This window comes from Epilithonimonas sp. 33E, assembly GCF_059372615.1.
Genome location: NZ_CM182009.1, coordinates 1,288,155 through 1,307,753 on the forward strand (window position 1 = coordinate 1,288,155; position 19,599 = coordinate 1,307,753).

Genomic DNA, 19,599 nt, shown 5'->3' on the forward strand with positions numbered 1-19,599 from the left:
GAATGATTAATTTTTACCTGAAATTGCTTCTATGGAAATAACGACCCTGTTGAAATTATACAGGTTGTCTATATACTCCGAATGGATGTTATTGGATAGCGTAAGGTTTTGCAAATATTGTGTATAGGAAATATCACCGCTTCTAAAACCTTTATCCGAGTTGTTGATAATCAGGTCTGCCTGCGGCAATGCCTGTGTCTGATAATAGTTTATTGACTTCTGATATTTCACATACTCCTGCGCCAGCTCTTTTAATTGTCCGTTCAGGTTCATCGTTGTCAGTTCCACCTGTTTTTGTGCAATCTGCTCGTTGATTTTAGCCGCATTGATTTTGGATTTATAACCTCCGGGGAAAAGAGGAATAGCAACACCAATCTGGAAAAAATTAAACCGGTCTTTTCCGGTATAGGTTCTGTCTATACCGTTTATTGTTTGCAAGCCTTTGTAGGTTTGACCGTTATAACCTAAAATAATATCCGGTAGCATCTTGCTTCTCTCCAAAGAGATTTCTCTTTGGCTTACATTGATTTCCTGTTGCAGATATTGAATGATGGGATTATTGGCAGTAGATGCGTTATCCATAGGCAATAATATATCTCTTGGAACTAATGCGGTATCTGCTATACTGATATCATCGGTTGTGTTGAGCAATGTCTGTAAAAGCTGCTTGGCAATTTTTATATCGGCTTCGTTCTTTTCCAGCTCATTTTGAATTTGCCGGTACTGTACAGATGAAGTAGCATTTTCAAGGCTTGTACTTTCTCCTGTCCGGTATCTCACGTCGCTTGCTTTGCTTAGCTTACTAAAAATGGTGTCCTGCTCTAACAACAGCTTCCTTTTTTCCAAAATGTACTGGTATTGCAGGTAAGCCAGCTTCACGTCTTCTACAAGGTCGTTTTCGGTCACAGCTTTGTATTTTTCGCTGCTTTGTATTCTTTCCTGCGCCAGCTTTGACTGGTTGCCGTAAACCGTTGGAAAATCAAAACGCTGTGTAACACTGATTAAATTATCATTAATGGTAGGATTACTCACTACGCCCTGCGTATAGGAAATTTCTGTCTTAGGAATAGTAACGCTTCCTTTTTTTAAAGCCTGCTGGACATTGATGTTATACTCCGCTATCTTGATGCTGTTGTTGTTTTTTAACGCCTCGTCAATAGATTGCTGCAAGGTCAGCACTCTCGTTCCCGAATTGGATGGTACTTGCGCCTGCATTACAGATGGGAAACAGAAAAATCCCAATAGCAATATGGCGGTAGGTAAGGCTTTGTTTTTACGCATTTTGAAAGATGATTTAGTGAAGTAGATATACAGTACCGGCAGCACTACAAGGGTTAAAGCGGTTGCCGTTATCAGCCCTCCAATAACTACCGTAGCCAACGGGCGTTGTACTTCTGCACCTGATGAGCTGGACAAAGCCATTGGTAAAAAGCCTAAAGAGGCTACGGCGGCTGTCATCAATACAGGTCTTAACCTTACCCGAGTGCCAATACGCACCCTTTCGTAAATATCTTCTACACCGTCTTTTGCCAATCGGTTAAATTCCGCTATCAATACAATCCCGTTCAGAACCGCAACCCCAAACAACGCAATAAAACCTACACCTGCAGAAATACTGAAAGGCATATCCCTGATAAGTAGAGCAAATACACCGCCTATTGCAGACAATGGAATAGCTGTGAATATTAATAAGCCCTGCTTTACCGAACGGAATGTAAAGTATAAAAGCAATAGGATGAGCAATAGTGCGACAGGCAAAGCTACTGCCAGCCTTGCGTTGGCTTCTTCGAGATTTTTAAATTGCCCGCCATAGGTGATATAATAGCCTGATGGCATCTTAACCTTAGCATTCACAATATCCTGAATATCGTTTACGATGCTTTTTACATCTCGGTTTCTTACGTTGAAACCAAGTGTAATCCGTCTTTTCGCATTATCTCGCTGTATTTGTACCGGACCGGGTTTGTAAGCAATATTCGCCACCTCGCTTAAAGGGATTTGCTGACCTGTGGGCGTACTTACAAATAGATTTTGAACATCTGTAATGTCTGCTCTTGAAGCATTATCCAATCGTACTACCAAATCAAAACGTCTTTCTCCCTCGTACACCAAACCTGCTGCTTTACCGGCAAAGCCTGTTTCGATGGCACTGTTCACGTCCTCAACGTTCATTCCGTATTGGGCTATCTTATCTCGGTCAAACTGTATGCTGATTTGTGGTAAACCCGTAATTTCTTCCACATACAAATCTTCTACACCCTCAACATTTCTTATTTTCCGACCTACATCTGAAGCAAGGTCAGAAAGCACATCTAAATCTTCACCGTATATTTTTAAAACCACATCCTGCTTAGCACCGGTAAGCAATTCGTTAAAACGCATCTGTATGGGTTGCTGGAAACTGAATGTTGCATTGGGGATTACAGATAGAGATTGTTGCATTTTTTCAATCAGTTCTTCTCTGTCGCCTGCACTTGTCCATTCTTTTTTAGGCTTTAGCTTAACAACCATATCTCCCGCTTCAATAGGCATTGGGTCTGTCGGAATTTCACCCGAACCTATTTTGTTTACTACCTGTTCTACTTCGGGATAGTTCTTCAATAAAATGGTTTGTGCTTTTTGGGAAACGTCTATCATTTGGGTGATGGAGCTTCCCACGGGAACCCTTGTTTCCACTGCAAAATCGCCCTCGTCCAACTGCGGGATAAATTCACCGCCCATTCTGTTGAATGTGATAAGTGTGATGATGAACAATACCACTGCAACCGATACTACCAAAAGTTTTCGCTTCATCGCACCATTAATGATAGGTGTATAAACTTTCTGTATGGCTTTCATCATCCTGTCCGAAAAGTTTTCTTTGTGCGTTGTCTTTTTACTCAACACCAATGCAGACATCATCGGAACGTAAGTGAACGATAACAGGAATGCGCCTAAAATGGCAAAAGAAACTGTTTGTGCCATTGGTCCAAACATTTTACCCTCAACGCCTACCAATGCTAATAAAGGCAGGTACACGATTAAGATAATAATCTCGCCAAATGCTGCTGCGGAACGTATCTTACGGGACGACTGATAAACTTCTTCGTCCATTTGGTCTTGTGTCAGTTTAGCCACGCCACCGTACCGTTCCTTGCTACCTGTAATCCTATGCAACACCGCCTCAACTATAATGACCGTTCCGTCAACGATTATCCCGAAGTCAATTGCCCCCAAGCTCATCAGGTTTCCTGAAACTCCAAAAACCCGCATCATTGCTATTGCAAACAACATTGCCAGTGGAATTACAGAAGCCACTACCAATCCGCCTCGCAGGTTTCCTAAGAAAAGTATCAATACAAAAATTACAATTAATGCCCCTTCAATAAGGTTGGTTGAAACGGTTGAAATAGCTCCGTCCACCAATTTTTTACGGTCGAGGAAAGGCTCTATTTCTACACCTTCGGGTAAACCTTTCTGAATTTCCGCAATCTTTTCTTTTACATTGGTAATAACCTCCGATGAGTTAGCTCCTTTCAACATCATAACGATACCTGTAACGGTTTCGCCCTCACCGTTACGTGTGGCTGCTCCGTATCTTGGACCGTTGCCAAAACGAACTTCGGCTACATCTCTTAACAAAACGGGTACGCCTCCCTCGGTTTTTATAACAATTTTTTTGATTTCCTCAATGTTCTTTACCAAGCCTTCGCTTCGGATAAAGAAAGCATTCGGACCTTTATCAATATATGCACCTCCCGTATTTTGGTTGTTTTTTTCCAGTGCTGTGAAAATATCGGAGATATTAATGTTCTGGCTGGCAAGCCTGTCAGGTTCAATGGCGATTTCGTATTGCTTTACAAACCCTCCGAAGCCACTTACTTCCGCCACGCCGGGCGTACCTAATAGCTGCCGTTTAATAATCCAGTCCTGAATGGTTCTTAACTCTGTGGCATCGTACTTATCTTCATAGCCTTTTTTGGGATGGATAACGTATTGGTAGATTTCGCCCAAACCGGTGGTTACAGGAGCCATTTCAGGCGTACCCACCCCTTCGGGGATATTTTTAGCTGCAATAGTCAGCCTTTCCTGTACCTGTTGCCTGCCCCAATAGATGTCTACCTTTTCTTCAAATACAATGGTAACAATAGAAAGCCCAAAACGGGAAAAGGAACGCATATCCTTTATACCCGGAATGCTGACCATTGTCTGCTCCACGGGAAAGGTTACGAGCTGTTCCACTTCCTGCGCCGCCAGTGTAGGCGATACAGTAATGACCATCACCTGATTATCCGTGATGTCAGGTGTGGCATCAATAGGAAGTTTGGTAAGCGAATAGGAACCCCAGCAAATTAATGCCAGGGTAAATAATCCTATTACCAACTTATTCTTGATTGAAAAATGAATGATGTTATTTAACATATCATAATGTTATTAGAATATTTATTGTTTAAGAAGATACTGTCCTTTCATTTTGATTTTAACAGTAATGTTCTCATTGGAATTGTTTTTGAAATACCAGCCCTGCGGACCTTCAAACGGAGCGACTAAAGAGCCGACCATATTATTGGAATAGGCAATAGTATAGCTTTCAAAGTAGTTGCTGTTGTTCTTTACTTCGCCGTGAAAGTCAAAGTATAGCTCACCTTTATCGGTAATCCATTCATATTTCATCTGACCGTATTTCAACATATTTACTTTGTATTCCAATCCTTCGCCTGCCGGAATAACCACGCTTACCTCGTCTGTACGTTCTGCCAGTTGAGTGGCTGGTGGCGGGTTATCTGCCGCCGCTGGTTTGGCAACATCTGCCGGAGAGCCAACATTTTCCAGTTTTAGTATCTTGTGCGGTCCCGAAGCCAACGCTTCCGTACCTGCATCACCAACATACAGCTTGCTAAAGCCTGTTGCCTTGCCAATACCCAAAGGGTCTATCCCGTATTCAGCCGGGAGTACGGCACTTACCAAGAGTACCGCTCCAATAACCAAAGCAATAATGACCTGCTTTACAATGGATTTCTTATCTAAGATTTGATGTGCTATTTCTGCCATTTTGATATTTGTTAAGAGTTAAAATAACCGACTAACTGATAGCCGAATAATAAAAAGCCTGCTGCCATCAGCAACATATTTGTAACTGTTGAGAATTTTAGAAAACTCGGTGACCTTCTCCAATTAGTGATGATAAACAATACAAGGGCTAAGGCTATGAACTGACCTATCTCTACACCGATATTGAAGCCAAGCAGGTTGGTCAATAAGCCGGTTCGGTCAAAGCTCAATTCCTGTAACTTACTGGCTAAACCAAACCCGTGAAAAAGTCCAAAGATTAAGACTGCCGCTTTGGTATTGGGCTGACGTCCTAAAAACCTTTGAAAGCCTCCTAAATTATCGAAGCCTTTATACACGATAGACAATGCAATAATGGCATCAATCAGATAGGCATTGATTGCCATATCTGCCAATACACCCAGCAATAGGGTAATACTGTGACCAATGGTAAAAAAACTCACATAAAGCAGTACTTCTTTTGGGCGATACAGAAAAAAGATAACGCCTACAAGAAAGAGCAGGTGGTCATACCCGGTGAGCATATGCTTTGCCCCGATATACAGAAAAGGAACGAAAGCTACTCCCGAATTGCCGCTTAAAAATGTCTGGGTATCCTCATCTACTCCGTGAGCATACGCCGCCCCTGAAACCAATATCAGTAGGGCTATTGATAGAAAAATTTTGATATACTTCATTTCCGGATTTTTTGTTAATTGAAAGCATAGCATCGAGGATGTGCATAGGTGAATACACACATCTCACGATGTACAGTTTGTGAAATCAATTATGCACACGGATTAAGCGTAATCCCCAAAAGGATTAATGCTTGTGTCCGTGAGCTTTGTCTATGCTGTCCTGATTAACTTTAGGCTGCGCAGCAGATTTATCTGTGCTGTCAGCAGGTGTATGATTACCCGCAGGGTCGTGGGAATGACCGTGAGCCTTGTCAATGCTGTCCTGATTGACTGCCGGAGCTGTTAGTTCCTGTTCTGAATTTGAATTATCCGAAGAAGATTTTTCGCTGTTATTGCAAGCTGTAAACGCAAGTGCAGCAAATGCCGCTATAATGAATGATTTTTTCATCGTTAAAATAAATTTGATATTAAAAAAGAAATAATTCGCCCGTAGGATTGGGCGTAACTCAAATTTTAACTTTCAGAGAATGAAAGTTAAGCAACGATGAAAGAGGGAGGTCCCCGAAGGGTGTATGCTCCGAGGAGCGGTGGTAAATAAATAAAGTGTCCATCAGGTGGAAACGTGTGTTTCTGATAGACAACTATATATTCAACAGGCGGAATGAAATCAATCGGTAAAGCCTTGATTGATTTTACATCATCCTTTGAAATAACAATTCTGGTTTCGCTTGAATTAGTAAAAGATACGTGTTCGCCAGCGTGTATAAAACCCGAAAAGGCAAGCTCTAAAGGTGTTTCTTTACTATTGTTATGATGATTGTTGCCATTCTGATGCCCGTCATTGGCAATATCTGCGTGGTGGTGGTGCGATACAATGCCGTGCCCCAAAATAACTAATTGGGCAGCAATTAAAAACAATATGGCAATATATTTACGCAACATTATGGCAAAGATATACAAATAAGTTCATTTGGTAATAATTCGGTGCAAAAAAATGAATTTAGCCCCCAATAAAATATTACAATGGCAGATGCTTAAATTTAAAAAGCCTTTTACACAGGCTCAACAGGAATATGGATTGCTCTCTCCATATTTTCGTAAGGATTTGTCAGCGGGCTTTGCGGTAAAATCTCAAATGCAAAAGGTTGTTTAATCCTGTAAGGGCTTTGATGCAGCCATTCGTATAAGCTGTGAAAAGTATGGAATATTTGTTTTGTATCGCCTGTAATGCCACATACGGCAAACTTTCCGCCGTCAATGTTTAGTATATCAATGCCTTTGGGTATCTCCTGATGTGCCTGTAACGTTATTCCTGCCTGATATATGCCTGCGTGTGGATTGACAATGCCGACAAATTGCGTGTTCACAGTCAGTAAATCCCTTGCCTCTGCAAACTGAATAACTCTTTTGAAACTCTTATGAATTTCTCCGATGTCTGTTAAAGGTGCATTTACAAAAATGACTTTAAGCGATTGGGCTTTTTTTATTTCAATGCTCAAATCCTTTTCCCTGCCGTTATTATCATTTACGAAAAAGTTCCCATTGATTTTTATATGCTTCAGGTACTTTGTAATAGTCGTGTGGTCTTTTGACGGAATGTTCCGCAATTCCTCTGCCGAAATACCAAAGAAATTCCTAAAGCTCCTTGCAAATGTAGAAGATGAAGCAAAACCGTTATCCAGTGCAATTTCGGTAATGGATTTGTGCGTATGTGTGAGCAAATAATGGGCAACATTTATCATTCTTACCTTTATGATAAACTGTTTCGGGCTTTCGCCAGTTACCTGCTTAAATATTTTTTGGAAATGAAAAGGCGAATAATTAGCGATGCCCGCAAGTTGTGCTAACGAAAGCTCCTCTTGCGGGTTTTGCTGAATGAAGTTGATAACTGCATTGATTTTCTTTTTATGTTCCGTTGAAATATCAAACATCGCTTACAAAGGTAATCAAAATACAGGCTAATGGTTTGAGTGCTGCTCCATTCCGTTGTGGTGTGGCGGTGTATGATGCCCTGAATGAAAATGATGAATAATGCCGTGAACAATGGTTGCAACAAGGATGAGGTGAAGCATCACAAGAACGACTTTACTGAAATGGCGATACCATTTTCCAAGCGAATGCCTGTCTATGTAAATCCTCAAAAAAACGGCTGCAATCAACGTCAATAATTCAAAGGTCAAAAGACCTGCTAAATGTAAGTGAAACATAATTTTATATGTAAGCTGATTAAATTAAAAAAAGCAAAGAGCAACCTTATATTGTTACTCTTTGCTGTAACTGCGTTCATCATTTTTTAACAACAAGTTTTTCAGTTGCGGCATTAAACTCAATCGCCTTTTTGTTGCTTTCGGCAACTCTCGATTGTTTGCCGTGAATGATTTTTCCCAAAGGGCAAATACCGTCAGCAGGTGGTTGGTGTCCTACGTGCAATGCCGCTCCAAGTGTAAGAACAGAAGCCGCACTTAACATTACAATTTTACCTTTCATATTATTTTCGACAGTGATTATAGTGCTGTCCCCGCACTTCTAATAATTTACTAAGGCAAAGATTGAATGTTTACATTGCATACACTTTACAAAACGAGGGAAGTAGTTTGCATTTCTTGCGATTGTTGCCAAAACATTTAAAGAACTTTCACTATTCGGCTATTGTTCCTGCACCAAATGCTGTAAGTTCGGGTCGTTCTTGATACGCTCCATTTCGCTGACTACAATATTCAGTATATCAGATTTTATCTGTTTGTAATTGCTTTCAATTTCCTGCTTCATTTTATCCTCGCCCTGCTCATTTACAAAAGATAAGATTTGCGGTATCTTTTGATAGGCTTTGCTTTCTGCTGCTACCTTTTCATTATCTACCACAATTTCGGCGTGAAAAATCTTTTGCTCGATACGTTCATCAAAGTTATCTGATACAGAACCGACAAACATCCCTTGCGTTAAAGTTGAGATTTTGGAAGCGGGAATAAGGCTGTCTAACTGTGTGGAGATAGAGGTAGATTTATCGTTGCGGTTAATCGTCATACTTTGGCGTTTCTGCAACACTTTACCAAAGCGTTCTGATAGGCTCTTTGCCGTTTCTCCAACCACCTGACCACTAAAAATATTGCCTACGGTATTCTGTATTACCTTGCTTTCTTTATCGCCGTAATCCCTCGTCAATTGCGAAAAATCCTGAAAGCCCAAGCAAACCGCTACCTTATTACTTCTCGCCGTTGCGATAAGATTGTCCAGTCCCCGAAAATAAATGGTGGGCAATTCGTCTATGATAACCGAACTTTTAAGCTGTCCTTTTTTGTTGATGAGCTTTACAATTCTTGAATTGTATAAGCCCAATGCTGCGGAGTAGATATTTTGACGGTCGGGGTTATTGCCTACACATAAAATTTTCGGCTCTTTCGGATTGTTGATGTCGAGCGTGAAATCATCGCCTGTCATCACCCAATAAAGGCTCGGCGAAATCATTCTTGATAAAGGAATTTTTGCCGATGCAATTTGTCCCTGTAACTGGTCTTGTGCGCCGCCTTGCCACGCATCCATAAAGGGCGACAAATAATTTTCCAAATCGGGGTAAGAGGTTAAAATCGTGAACACGTCCGAATACTTTTTATTCAGCAATTCAATGGCGTGTGGGAACGTACAATACTTACCATTCTCGTAGATTTTCAGATACCAAATAATGGCAGCCAATAAGATAATTGGGCTTTCTACGAAGAAATCGCCCTGCTTCTGTATCCAGCTTCGGTTGAGGTTTAGCATTATGGTATAAGCCGCTTCGTAAGCATCGGATATGTCGGTCATAAAATCGGGATTGAGTGGATTGCAACGATGGCTCTTGCGTGGGTCGTCAAAATTTATCACGTAAAATTTTGGCTGTACTTTGTACTTGTCCCTGTGCTTCAGTAAATGATTGTAGGCAATGGTAGAAAGGTCGTCAAACTTGAAATCGTATATGTACATACTGAAACCTTTCTCTATCTGCTGCTTGATGTAGTTATTTACAATCGCATACGATTTACCCGAACCCGGAGTGCCTAACACAATTGATGCCCTGAATGGATTGACGATGTTAATCCAGCCGTTGTTCCATTTTCCTTTGTAATAAAACTTCGTGGGAAGATTGACAGAGTATTCGTTTTCCATCAACTTGGTTTCCTGCTGAAAGCTCTCGTTCTCGTTGTTGAAAACATCGTCCATCAGGTTGTTGCGAAGCAAACGGCTCATCCAAACGCCAGCGACCATTAAGGCGATATACCCTAAACCTGTGGTTAAGATATACAGAAATGTAGCGATTAATAACGGTAGCTTTAGTAAAGGGAAATTCAGAAAGAACAGGATAATACCGATTGCTAAAGCCACATAGATTTTAGACCAGGTTATCTTCTCATCTTTAACGCCCTTTGTTCCCAAACAGCTCAAAGCCAACAAAACCAAAGCGAAGACTTTGGTATATAAGGTATGCGAAAACAGCCCTGCCGTTCGCTGAAAGTTGCCTAATATTTTATTGATTAACTCCAATGTCCAGCCACGCTCTATAAAGAAACCGTAGCAGAACCAATAAAGGTGCATCAGCACTATGATGATGCTTACTGCCCGCATAAAAGCCATTATCTTGGCAAGTCCTCTTAAATCGTCTTCTCCCTGCATTTTTGTAAAATTTTAAATGTTCGGGCGTGAATTTAGAAGCTGTGTTGTGTGGCTATAAGAATGTGGCAGTGAATGGCAGTGTTTGGCATTAAGAGGCTATAAAGCCTTCAATACCGTTCAGGTAATCCAATGATTTTTTTTAAATTTATACTCGTGAAAACCATTTTGCTATTCTCGTCTGTTGGAACAAGCAAGATTTAAAAGAGGAATGCTATGAATTGGAATAATCCTGATGCTTATCCCGGAGAAACTGAAGAAGAATATGAAATTCGGAAAAGAGGTGAAAGCCAAGCTGCCACCGGATTAATGTCTGGGATAATAAAGTTTTTTCTTTTCGGCTTAAAAATAGCGGCTATTTTCGGCGTGTTCTTTTACGCCGGGTTTTTGCTGTCGCAAAAATTGTGGGGCAAAGAAACTGATAACTTTAAGATTTGGGCATTCTCCCTATTATTTGCCTACCTCATCTTCTGCATCGTTTATTTTTTGAAAGGAACTATTATAGGATTACGGAGAAAGAACCAGAGGCTATGGATATTACCGTGGGCTATCTGTGTTTTATTATGCTGCATTGTTCCTGCATTCATTATAAAATCAATAGTAGCTGGTATGTTCAGCGTGACAGAACGAGATAGTATATGGTGTATCGGGCTAAGCTGGGGAGCGTTTGTACTTTCCGCATTATACATCTACGGTATTTATCAATTCAAAACACCTACTGCACCTAAGATTTTGCATTGGAGCTATGCGTTGGGGCTGAAAGTTTCTACATAATAGGCAAAGAAAAACCTGTTACTGACCTCGTTTGCGCTTCCTTTTCTTTTTCATTCTATTGGCAAAATCCTGTTCCTCGTAATCCTCGCCCTGTGCTTCGGGAATGAGCAAACCGCCCAACGCTTCAACCAACCCGTCTTCATTTTTATCGGTAGTAACAAAATCAAACAAATGGTGGGGTTCTTCCGCAGGAAGATCTGCATCATTTGTCCTTGCTATTTTCGGTATTAGCTTATCAGGCTCTTTTATCTCCGGCTTAATGTTGTTATTCCAGTAATCATTAAAGGTATTGGCAGAAAGCTCTGTTGCTAAACGTGAACCGTTCCAAACCGTTTTGGAATTGTGGTCAATAAAAGTGATACCGTAAATACGTCCTGTATCATTCCGGCGCACTACTATGTTAATGCCCTGTTCTCCTAACTGCTTTTTAAATGCCTGTTCATCGCTTGTGGTTTTCAGGGCTATGGTAACGGCAGATTTTAGGGTCTGCTTGGTAGGATTGTCTTTCAATGCCGTTTTGCATTTCGCAAAATGCAATTCCAAAGCCGGAAGCCCTGCGCTCTTGCCAAACAAGGAAGCCTTGAACGGATGCCCGGCTCTTTCGCCTTTTTCATTCAACGGAATATATAATAAGCCCTGCTGCATTTTTCCTTGTAATTCGCCCTCTATTTTCTCGGTGGTAATATTGAACAGGGAAAGCAGGGCATTGTATTCGCCCAAAGTTTGGTATTGGTAGTAGTTCGGCAGGTGGCGAACGACCGAAGCTATTTGGCTTTTTACATCGCCCGCCCGATAATCTACCGGACGGAAAACCTTATCAGTCTGGTTACGTTCTTTGTCCGTAGCCGGTATTAAATGATATTGTTTTTCCAGTTCCCGGCATACATTCATCGACCGCATTTTCTCAAATTTGTCCGAAATCTTTTTGCCCTGCTCGTCCACACATACCGATACGATGTGAATGTGGCTGCGGTCAATATCAGTATGCTTGAATACAATAAAAGGCTGCTCGCCGTAACCCATTTCCCGCATATACTGCTGTGCCATTTCCCGAAATTTATCATCATTTACGATGTCTTTCGGGTCGGGATTGAGCGAAATATGCAGCGTATGTTTCTCGGTATTGCGGTTGGCTATCAGATAAGGAGCGAAAGATTGGGCTAATTGCGCAACCGTATATTGACCGCTTGCGGTTTCAATCATCTTATTGGCAAACAGAATTTGTCCGTTTTCTTTTTCAATTTTCAGGTTATTGTATGCCAATGCACCATATAAATTTCCGCTCCTACCGATTTTTGCTATCACTTTTTAGAATGGTTTTTGAGGTATTTTGCTTCAAATTCTTCGGTCAGTTCAATGATTTTTCTACATAACATCGCCATTTCAGCCGTCTGTTTTTCCAGCTTAAAGAGGTAAGCCGATGCTTTTTTCTGTGAAAAATTCTTGTAAAGCAGCTTAATAATCTGGTTGTAATTCACGCCAACGTTGCGGAACTGGCTGTGAAAAGAGGTCAGCCGCATATAAAAATCAACCGTTCCTTTGTCAATCTGAATGGTCTTTATCGTCTTGTCAAAGATGCGGGATTTGATAAAGTGTGCCTTTACATCCATATTCGACTGGTCAAACAGGGCAAGAAACTTGGCGTTTTCCTCTTCGTTAAGAGAAAGCGAATACCTGAATATCGCTGGGTCTGTTTTAAGTGGACGACCAATGGGTTTTCTCACTTGTCTTTTGTTGTTCTCGTTCATAATAAATCCATTTTTAACCTATACAAAACCCTGACTTCGGAAGGTGTTTTCCAGCCCCCTGCAAGGGCAAGTTGTTCTGCATCGGAAAATACTTTTGAGATGCTGAGAACACAACTTGCCGTGTTCTGTTGAACACAAAAATCCGCCCTGCGGGACGGATTGAATGTAACAGGGAAAAACGGCTCGATGCCGTTCCCCATTTTTTCCGATTTGTCAAAATATGCTTGCATAAATCCGTTAATAAAAATCATTCTACAAAGTAACTACCTCTTATTAAGAGTATTGCAATGCGATACCCGGACAAATACTGCCTTTGAACGCCAAACACTGCCACAATGAAATAAGCACCTATCTATCTGCATTTCTTTGTACATAGAAACAGAGATAAGGGCGCAGATAAGTATGCAGGTAACAACATAAGTACCTGATTAAAAAAGTAGCTAAGTGCAATTGTACGGAGATAGAAAAATACCTGCCGACATACCTGAACAGATAGTTGAGCAAGTAAAAATGCAGGTACGCATATCGGCAGATATGCAGATGCAAACCTGCATATCTGCATACAATCCTAAAGAAGTATTCAGGTACATCGCTAATGGAGCGCATACCTGCCTAAGTAATTACATACCTATATGCCTATGTACAGGATGATATAGGTAGAAGCCTGCGGAGATACGGACATAAGTAATTGAGTATATAAATAAGTAAAAACAGTTGTAATATGAACGAAAAACAAAAACCAGTATTTATCGCCTTTTCATCCCAAAAAGGCGGTGTAGGTAAAAGCACCTTTACTACGCTTGTTGCAAGTACAATGCACTACCGGTTAGGCTACAATGTTGCCGTATTCGATGCGGATTTTCCACAGCACAGCCTGATGAAAATGAAAGACCGTGATTTGAAAATGATAATGGAAAACGAGGCTTTGAAAAAGCTGGCGTACAAACAATTTACCACTATCAACAAAAAAGCCTATCCAATAATACAGCACAAGGCAAACAGCGTACTGGAAGAAGCCCACGAATTTGTAAGCAGCTCTTCAGTGCCACTTGATGTGGTATTCTTTGACCTGCCCGGAACGGTGAACACACCCGGCATCCTGAAAGCACTGGCAGGAATGCACCACATTTTTACGCCCATTACGGCAGACCGTGTGGTAATGGAAAGTACGCTCATTTTCACACAGCTTTTGCAGGACGTGATTATGAAGAAAGGAGAAACCGATATAAAAACCATTAACCTGTTTTGGAACCAAGTGGATGGAAGGGAAAGTACCCCGCTATACGGTATATATAATCAGCTTATCGAACAGTTAGGGTTAAGCCTGATGCAAAGCCAAATCAAAAACAGCACACGCTTCCGCAAGGAAAGCGAAGTAAACAGCAAAACCATATTTCGCTCAACCCTGATGCCGCCCGATGAGCGGCTGATGAAAGCCTGCCAGTTGGACGAGTTTATGAGCGAATTTTTAAAAATCATTCAATTATAGTCCTATGGAGAAAGACAATAAGAAAAAAGTAACGCCCGATATTAACGAGGAGCTGATGATGAACCTGATGGTAGATGGTGTAAAAAAAGAGGGCTTACAGCTTCCGCCAGAAACCGCCGATGAACCGGAGCAGAAAGTAAGTGTGCGGGAAGAACCGACAAGGGAAAAGCCTGCGGTTAAAGAGAAGAGCAGGACCAAAAAGGCAACCGAAGCCGATTACGAAAGTATCTTTTTCAAAAAGTCGGAAACCAATGCCCGTGATGGGAAAACGGTCTATATCCGACCAGAGTTTCACGAAAAGCTGACACGTATTATACAAGTAATTGGTGAAGACAAGATTAGTATTTACGCTTATTTGGATAACCTGTTGGATTATCACTTTCAGGAATTTGGCGAACAGATTACCAAGAGCTATAACGATAAGTATAAACCCATTTAATAATTGGAGCTATGGAGATTGTAATTGTAATATGCCTGCTGATAGTCATTGCCTTGCTTTTGCAGGACAAGATTGTCATTAAGAAAAGGTCGGAGCAAAAGCCGACAAAGGGAAAAATCAATCCGCACCTTCCCGATATTATGGGGCAGCCTAAACCGAAATTAAGCCATTCAGTGCCAAACACTGCCAATGAAAGCCAAATAGAGGAAGTGGAGATAAACCTTGATAATTTAGACATTGAATATGACGAAAACGAAAACGTCAGCATTCAAATTCCGCAGGAAGAACTGGACGAAGTTTTCAGCAATATACCTGATTTGGAAGATGAGGAAGAAGACTGGAACAGGTACGGAATACCCAATGGCGATGACGGTTTTGCCCAAGGGGTTACCTTCGAAGAACTAAGCTCCGTGGGGGTATTGCTCCAAAAAGAAAAATTGGAAACAGCCCAAAAGGAAACAGCGGTAGCCATAGTTCAGAAATTACAGGGAACCGAACTATTCAGCCTATTGGAAAATTCTGTGGCGGATGCTTCCCGAAAGATAGCCGAGCTTTTGGATAGTAGCCTTTCAACTGAAACAGAACCCGGTTCTTCCACCTTGCGGAAAAATGATTTGGGGAATTTTGACATTGGGGAGTTCTTATAGACTTCCCTTTGTCTTTTTAAATTCCGTTTTCCGAGAACTCTTCAAACGCAGAATAGTTTTTTATTCCTTTAGACTTGTTCACTTTTCCCATAATTGTGCAATCAATCCGGCTTTTTAGATAGGATGCTAAATCATCAAAATGCCGAACATCAATATAATTAATTCCTGATGCTTTATATCTTTTAGATAATGAAATAGTAAAAGCAGCCCAGTTGAATTTTTCTCCCTTTTTACTTAGTTCAATTTGTTTCCAATCGCCATATCTTTTTTTTAAATAATCAATATAGTTCTTCTTAGAAAGCTCTTTCCCCAATGCTCCGTCAGGTAATTCAATTTTTGCTTTTACAGGCTTGGATTTTTTTACAAACTTTGGAAAATACTTATGTAGCAAAGCCTCTGATTGTTCAATATGCTTTGTAACGGTGTCCCATCCCCAATAATATAAATGAAATGGAAGTTCCTTTTCTTTTCTGATTTGATTGAGGTATTCCTGTATTTGCACATCGTCACGGAAGGTAGAAACAAAAACAAATTTGTCGAAATCAATAGCTAAGTCCCTCGATTTTTCTAAATCGGTGTTTATATCCTGAATTAGATTTTTCCTGATAGTTTCATCCTTTCTTCCAATGCTCTTCAATTTGCATTGAATAACCGTTTTGGTTTTAGTAGAAAAGACATCAATTCCTTTCTGATTTTGTCCTTTTACACCAAACGTCTGAAAGTCTGTATTCTCATATGACGAAGTATTCTCTACAAAATTGAATAAATCACAAGTAAGTTCCTCAAATAACCTTTCATCTTTTAAAGGAGGTAGTTGATAGTTCGCCATCTAAAAAAATCGTTTAAAAATTGTTTCCTGTTCGGTATCTGAATATTCAGCAATCACTTGTTTTGACCAATCAAAATCAAACTTTCCAAACTTATTTTCATCGCCGTTTAAATCAATTTCATCTTCATTGAAAGTAAGTATATATTGAAAGTTATGCAGCTCGTTCGATTTGTGGTACATATAGTTCAGGACATTGGATATTGTTTTGTATGATATGGCGTGAAATACACCATCGTGTACAAGAAAATCAGGGATATTGCGTTTATCAATCCTGCTTTTTAAGAATACCATTAAATCATACGCTACAATTTTCAAACGTTCCTGTCCCAAAGCATCTGCTTTTGGAATTTCCAGACTTATTTTAAATGGCAACTGATTTCTTGGCGAAGTAGAGTTTAATGTGATATTAAAATAAGAATTATCAAATTCTTCATCCAAATAGATAGCATTTTCAAGAATTTGCTGAAATAATAATCTCAACTCATCAAGATAGGTTTGTTGCTTATTTAGTTCACTAACAATATCTCTCTTTAATTCTGCAATGACAATATTGGAATTTCCTAATATTTCCTCTATTTCGTCAATTTCCCTTACAATTGAGGTGTTCCGTTCTAAAAGTGTTTTTTCATTCACTAATCTTTCGTAGGTACTCTCAATCCTGTCCAATGCACCTCTCTCTTTTAGCAATGAAAATAATTGGCTCCTGTTCTTTTCTAATTTTTCAAGCTGTGTTAAACTTTGGTCTATTGATGATTGTAATTTCTTTTCTTCTTCCAATAAATATTTATTTCTATTCGCCAGAAGTTGTTTTTTAAAGTCTATAACTTCATCTAAACTCTTTTTTACAAAGTTGCCAAATGTAGATACGGTTTCATTGTAGAGCTTACGAATTTTGTCCAGGTCGATAGATGTTACATCATTGTAAGAGGATTTGAGTTTTTCTAATTTACGGTTTGTATTATGATAGATGACAGATTGCTCGTTAATTTCAGATATAACCTGATTTAGCTTTTGCTCTATCTCTTTGTGATTAGCAAGAAAGTTGTACTCTTTCAGGCTATTCTCAAGTGCTACAATATCTTTTTCGATTTTTAGCCGCTCGGTTCTAAACTCCTGAATATCTTTCCCTGTATCTGCCTTAACCTTTTCTGATAATGATTTTACTGTATTATTGTATCTTTCATATTCAGAAGAAACTTCGTTATATTTTAAAAGTGTTTTAGTCGGGAGATTAAGCAAATAAAAATTATACAACGCCTTTTCTCTTGCATTGGCGTTATAAGAAACAAAATTTAAAGGGTCAACTCTCTGCTGACTTTGCAAGTCATCCTTAACAAAAAATTCCATCAACGTTCCATATCTTTTTCCCTCAAAGAATACTTCGTTGTTCTCTGTCGGAAAAAATATCCCTTCCAGCAATTTCGGCATTTCAGATTTTTCATATTCATCGAGAGCATCCGGTCGCTTCCCGAAAAATATTTTTTTTGTATCGGCAAAGCCCCTCTTGAGAAAATATTTTTGTTCCTGTACTTCAATTTCTAAAGTAATCGTGTGTTCATCCTCACGTAAAAAGTCATACTTTTTTTGAGCAAATCTTTTTTCTGCTTTACCGCTTAGTAAGGTAAAATCAACAAGCCTGACCAACGTAGATTTGCCAATACCATTAATCCCTCGTGCTTCTTTATCCCCAGAGTATTTGCCCAATATGATGTTTATTCCATTGTGAAATGGAACAGCATCTATAAGGTTGGTTTCTGAATATATTCTAATTAACATTGTCGAATAAACTTGTTTGATTTTCTTCTTGGCTTTCTTTCTTTACCAATTTAATTTTATATCCTTTTTTCTCAATACTGCCAATTGTATGCAAAAAGGTTAAAGCATACAGAAAAAGGTCGGGTGTTCTATCTTTATCCCTGTTTAAAAACTTATTCATTATATCATCCACGATGGTATATTTGTTTTTAAAAGGGGAATTGCCCATAATACTAATAATATCTGCTCCCAATACCATAAGATTGGTTTTAAGATTGCTTTCTGGCTGCGGTAATATCATAGTTCATTTTCTGTTTTTCTGCCTATTAAACACTGCTCAAACATATAAAGCAATATAGATTTTACACACTTCACATATTCATCATCTTTAATGTTTCCATATGCTGTTGTATATTGGTCGGTTAGATTATATAATCTATCCTTGAAATTTCCTGAAAGTTTATTGTAATCATTTATAACTCTTCTTTTCAGGGTATTAATCTCATCATCGTTATATCCCGAAAGTATATTGGTAATCGTGTTAAATTCTGCCATAACCAGTACCATTTCCGAGTTCATTCCATCCCAATCTTCCTGCTCAAAGTTGAGTTCGATTTTCTTTTGGGGAGGGACTAATGATTTCCTGTCGAAATGCAGAGCCTTATCTTCTTCGCTTGAAGCATTCAATAAGTCATTAATAATTTCCTGAATATAGTCCTGTATAAAAAAGTTCTCAATCCCCAAATAAGCTGCAAGTTTTCTTTTTTTACTTGATACAAGTTCATCAACAATAGAAAGAATTTGGTCTATACCCTTAATCGAAGTATCGCCGTCCAAACTCTGAATTAGCGTAAATTGTTCCGGTGATACTTCGTGGTTTACGTACATTTCCCAATTTGGAAATTTGTCTTTCCAGTTTTTCTGGTATTTTTCGAAATCTCCTTCTTTGTTTGTTGCCCCTAAAACTTTCGTTTCAAAATCAGTTTTGCTATATTTTCTTGGTGCGTAACAAGCCAATATTTTTTGTTCGGGTAAAATAGTACCGTCATTGCCTTTATCCTTATTCCTTCTAATGGGCGTATAGTTATCAACGCCATATTTCAAAAGAAACAGTTCATCAATAAATTCTTCGAACTCAAATCCTTCTTTGGATTGAATTTGCATTTTAAAAGCGTTCTTCAATAATTTATCCATATACAAATCAGAGTTCCAAATTAATTTTAACTGTACCGTCAAATCCCTTTTCTACTATCTCTTTAAGGGTTTGAAGTTTGATATTATTGCCATAATCAGTTTCAACCTTAGAAATGTAACTCCTTTTCTTACCCACTTTTTGGGCTAATTGTTCTTGAGTTAGCTGTCTTTGTTCTCTGGCTTCCTTCAGCATTTCTCCAATATGTCTGCCTGATATTTTCATCTCAAAAAGGATTAAAATTGACTTTATTACGAATGTACAAATGTAATTTAAAAGTTGCATTGAACCAACTGTAAATTGTATAAAAAGCATTTGAAAATTTCCACTCTCGTTCTGAAAATTCCCACCAACAAAGCCACTCACAGCCAAACACTTCCTTTGACTGCCACTTTCTCATAACGCCTCTTTTTCCA

The 19,599-nt window shown here is 39.4% G+C and carries 21 protein-coding genes; 4 read left to right on the plus strand and 17 right to left on the minus strand.

The window, feature by feature from the left end; translation table 11 throughout:
• Positions 1 to 6 precede the first annotated feature (6 nt).
• From AC5P2S_RS06035 to mobC, 9 genes are all read right to left on the minus strand, one after another.
• Entirely contained in the window at positions 7 to 4,401 is a 4,395-nt protein-coding gene (locus tag AC5P2S_RS06035; protein WP_024567737.1) for a CusA/CzcA family heavy metal efflux RND transporter, read from the minus strand.
• A 21-nt stretch (positions 4,402 to 4,422) separates the two neighbouring features.
• On the minus strand, positions 4,423 to 5,031 hold the full coding sequence (locus AC5P2S_RS06040) for a hypothetical protein (RefSeq protein ID WP_024567738.1): 609 nt from the start codon (positions 5,029 to 5,031) through the stop codon (positions 4,423 to 4,425).
• A gap of 11 nt (positions 5,032 to 5,042) precedes the next feature.
• Entirely contained in the window at positions 5,043 to 5,759 is a 717-nt protein-coding gene (locus tag AC5P2S_RS06045; protein WP_228050508.1) for a HupE/UreJ family protein, read from the minus strand.
• A 91-nt stretch (positions 5,760 to 5,850) separates the two neighbouring features.
• A complete protein-coding gene (locus AC5P2S_RS06050) occupies positions 5,851 to 6,114 on the minus strand; it encodes a hypothetical protein (RefSeq protein WP_024567740.1) in 264 nt (87 codons plus the stop codon).
• Positions 6,115 to 6,200: 86 nt separating this feature from the next.
• Positions 6,201 to 6,554 carry a hypothetical protein gene (locus tag AC5P2S_RS06055; RefSeq protein WP_228050507.1) on the minus strand — a complete coding sequence of 118 codons (354 nt, stop codon included), beginning with the start codon at positions 6,552 to 6,554 and terminating at the stop codon, positions 6,201 to 6,203.
• Positions 6,555 to 6,718: 164 nt separating this feature from the next.
• Complete coding sequence (locus tag AC5P2S_RS06060; RefSeq protein ID WP_024567742.1) at positions 6,719 to 7,597, minus strand: helix-turn-helix domain-containing protein; 879 nt, start codon at positions 7,595 to 7,597, stop codon at positions 6,719 to 6,721.
• Between the two features lie 27 nt (positions 7,598 to 7,624).
• A complete protein-coding gene (locus AC5P2S_RS06065; protein ID WP_133147453.1) occupies positions 7,625 to 7,873 on the minus strand; it encodes a hypothetical protein in 249 nt (82 codons plus the stop codon).
• 79 nt (positions 7,874 to 7,952) lie between these two features.
• Positions 7,953 to 8,153: a hypothetical protein gene (locus AC5P2S_RS06070; protein WP_024567743.1), complete on the minus strand. Its 201-nt coding sequence runs from the start codon at positions 8,151 to 8,153 to the stop codon at positions 7,953 to 7,955.
• A 159-nt stretch (positions 8,154 to 8,312) separates the two neighbouring features.
• Positions 8,313 to 10,313, minus strand: coding sequence for a conjugal transfer protein MobC (gene mobC / locus AC5P2S_RS06075; protein ID WP_024567744.1), 2,001 nt, complete (start codon positions 10,311 to 10,313; stop codon positions 8,313 to 8,315).
• Positions 10,314 to 10,526: 213 nt separating this feature from the next.
• Between mobC and AC5P2S_RS06080 the strand changes: the two genes are divergently transcribed.
• Positions 10,527 to 11,084 (plus strand): hypothetical protein, encoded by a 558-nt coding sequence (locus tag AC5P2S_RS06080; RefSeq protein ID WP_024567745.1) that lies wholly within the window; start codon positions 10,527 to 10,529, stop codon positions 11,082 to 11,084.
• 18 nt (positions 11,085 to 11,102) lie between these two features.
• Here the strand turns inward: AC5P2S_RS06080 and mobB are convergent, their stop codons facing one another.
• The 3 genes from mobB to AC5P2S_RS06095 are packed head-to-tail and all read right to left on the minus strand — an operon-like array spanning position 11,103 to position 13,062.
• Positions 11,103 to 12,389 carry a conjugal transfer protein MobB gene (gene mobB, locus AC5P2S_RS06085; protein WP_024567746.1) on the minus strand — a complete coding sequence of 429 codons (1,287 nt, stop codon included), beginning with the start codon at positions 12,387 to 12,389 and terminating at the stop codon, positions 11,103 to 11,105.
• A complete protein-coding gene (gene mobA / locus AC5P2S_RS06090) occupies positions 12,386 to 12,832 on the minus strand; it encodes a conjugal transfer protein MobA (RefSeq protein WP_002996037.1) in 447 nt (148 codons plus the stop codon). Before mobA ends, mobB begins: the two co-directional genes overlap by 4 nt.
• Positions 12,829 to 13,062, minus strand: a complete 234-nt coding sequence (locus tag AC5P2S_RS06095; RefSeq protein WP_138944202.1) for a hypothetical protein — start codon at positions 13,060 to 13,062, stop codon at positions 12,829 to 12,831. The genes mobA and AC5P2S_RS06095 overlap by 4 nt, the downstream gene beginning before the upstream one ends.
• 491 nt (positions 13,063 to 13,553) lie before the next feature.
• Here AC5P2S_RS06095 and AC5P2S_RS06100 point away from each other — a divergent pair, with 491 nt between their 5' ends.
• From AC5P2S_RS06100 to AC5P2S_RS06110, 3 genes are read left to right on the plus strand one after another with little or no spacing between them, the layout of a single operon-like run.
• The gene (locus tag AC5P2S_RS06100; protein WP_024567747.1) at positions 13,554 to 14,321 is read left to right on the plus strand and encodes a ParA family protein; all 768 of its coding nucleotides are present in this window, start codon (positions 13,554 to 13,556) and stop codon (positions 14,319 to 14,321) included.
• A 4-nt stretch (positions 14,322 to 14,325) separates the two neighbouring features.
• Positions 14,326 to 14,760, plus strand: coding sequence for a DUF3408 domain-containing protein (locus tag AC5P2S_RS06105; protein ID WP_002996029.1), 435 nt, complete (start codon positions 14,326 to 14,328; stop codon positions 14,758 to 14,760).
• A 59-nt stretch (positions 14,761 to 14,819) separates the two neighbouring features.
• The gene (locus AC5P2S_RS06110) at positions 14,820 to 15,407 is read left to right on the plus strand and encodes a conjugal transfer protein TraD (protein WP_458102464.1); all 588 of its coding nucleotides are present in this window, start codon (positions 14,820 to 14,822) and stop codon (positions 15,405 to 15,407) included.
• 16 nt (positions 15,408 to 15,423) lie between these two features.
• On the opposite strand, the gene AC5P2S_RS06115 is transcribed toward AC5P2S_RS06110, so the two are convergent.
• Genes AC5P2S_RS06115 through AC5P2S_RS06135 form a run of 5 tightly spaced genes read right to left on the minus strand, consistent with a single transcriptional unit; the run spans position 15,424 to position 19,549 of the window.
• The gene (locus tag AC5P2S_RS06115) at positions 15,424 to 16,236 is read right to left on the minus strand and encodes a hypothetical protein (RefSeq protein ID WP_002996025.1); all 813 of its coding nucleotides are present in this window, start codon (positions 16,234 to 16,236) and stop codon (positions 15,424 to 15,426) included.
• Positions 16,237 to 18,012, minus strand: a complete 1,776-nt coding sequence (locus AC5P2S_RS06120; RefSeq protein WP_002996024.1) for a DUF2326 domain-containing protein — start codon at positions 18,010 to 18,012, stop codon at positions 16,237 to 16,239.
• Positions 18,002 to 18,292, minus strand: coding sequence for a hypothetical protein (locus AC5P2S_RS06125; protein ID WP_002996022.1), 291 nt, complete (start codon positions 18,290 to 18,292; stop codon positions 18,002 to 18,004). Before AC5P2S_RS06125 ends, AC5P2S_RS06120 begins: the two co-directional genes overlap by 11 nt.
• On the minus strand, positions 18,289 to 19,155 hold the full coding sequence (locus AC5P2S_RS06130) for a hypothetical protein (RefSeq protein WP_198001572.1): 867 nt from the start codon (positions 19,153 to 19,155) through the stop codon (positions 18,289 to 18,291). Before AC5P2S_RS06130 ends, AC5P2S_RS06125 begins: the two co-directional genes overlap by 4 nt.
• A gap of 37 nt (positions 19,156 to 19,192) precedes the next feature.
• On the minus strand, positions 19,193 to 19,549 hold the full coding sequence (locus AC5P2S_RS06135) for a helix-turn-helix domain-containing protein (protein WP_227533391.1): 357 nt from the start codon (positions 19,547 to 19,549) through the stop codon (positions 19,193 to 19,195).
• Between the last annotated feature and the right edge of the window lie 50 nt (positions 19,550 to 19,599).

What these genes read in the sequence shown, in the direction of transcription:
- AC5P2S_RS06035 (WP_024567737.1), bottom strand. Translation starts at nt 4,401, where the DNA reads ATGTTAAATAACATCATTCATTTTTCAATCAAGAATAAGTTGGTAATA.
- AC5P2S_RS06040 (WP_024567738.1), bottom strand. Translation starts at nt 5,031, where the DNA reads ATGGCAGAAATAGCACATCAAATCTTAGATAAGAAATCCATTGTAAAG.
- AC5P2S_RS06045 (WP_228050508.1), bottom strand. Translation starts at nt 5,759, where the DNA reads ATGCTATGCTTTCAATTAACAAAAAATCCGGAAATGAAGTATATCAAA.
- AC5P2S_RS06050 (WP_024567740.1), bottom strand. Translation starts at nt 6,114, where the DNA reads ATGAAAAAATCATTCATTATAGCGGCATTTGCTGCACTTGCGTTTACA.
- AC5P2S_RS06060 (WP_024567742.1), bottom strand. Translation starts at nt 7,597, where the DNA reads ATGTTTGATATTTCAACGGAACATAAAAAGAAAATCAATGCAGTTATC.
- AC5P2S_RS06065 (WP_133147453.1), bottom strand. Translation starts at nt 7,873, where the DNA reads ATGTTTCACTTACATTTAGCAGGTCTTTTGACCTTTGAATTATTGACG.
- AC5P2S_RS06070 (WP_024567743.1), bottom strand. Translation starts at nt 8,153, where the DNA reads ATGAAAGGTAAAATTGTAATGTTAAGTGCGGCTTCTGTTCTTACACTT.
- mobC (WP_024567744.1), bottom strand. Translation starts at nt 10,313, where the DNA reads ATGCAGGGAGAAGACGATTTAAGAGGACTTGCCAAGATAATGGCTTTT.
- AC5P2S_RS06080 (WP_024567745.1), top strand. Translation starts at nt 10,527, where the DNA reads ATGAATTGGAATAATCCTGATGCTTATCCCGGAGAAACTGAAGAAGAA.
- mobA (WP_002996037.1), bottom strand. Translation starts at nt 12,832, where the DNA reads ATGAACGAGAACAACAAAAGACAAGTGAGAAAACCCATTGGTCGTCCA.
- AC5P2S_RS06095 (WP_138944202.1), bottom strand. Translation starts at nt 13,062, where the DNA reads ATGCAAGCATATTTTGACAAATCGGAAAAAATGGGGAACGGCATCGAG.
- AC5P2S_RS06100 (WP_024567747.1), top strand. Translation starts at nt 13,554, where the DNA reads ATGAACGAAAAACAAAAACCAGTATTTATCGCCTTTTCATCCCAAAAA.
- AC5P2S_RS06105 (WP_002996029.1), top strand. Translation starts at nt 14,326, where the DNA reads ATGGAGAAAGACAATAAGAAAAAAGTAACGCCCGATATTAACGAGGAG.
- AC5P2S_RS06115 (WP_002996025.1), bottom strand. Translation starts at nt 16,236, where the DNA reads ATGGCGAACTATCAACTACCTCCTTTAAAAGATGAAAGGTTATTTGAG.
- AC5P2S_RS06120 (WP_002996024.1), bottom strand. Translation starts at nt 18,012, where the DNA reads ATGTTAATTAGAATATATTCAGAAACCAACCTTATAGATGCTGTTCCA.
- AC5P2S_RS06125 (WP_002996022.1), bottom strand. Translation starts at nt 18,292, where the DNA reads ATGATATTACCGCAGCCAGAAAGCAATCTTAAAACCAATCTTATGGTA.
- AC5P2S_RS06130 (WP_198001572.1), bottom strand. Translation starts at nt 19,155, where the DNA reads ATGCAAATTCAATCCAAAGAAGGATTTGAGTTCGAAGAATTTATTGAT.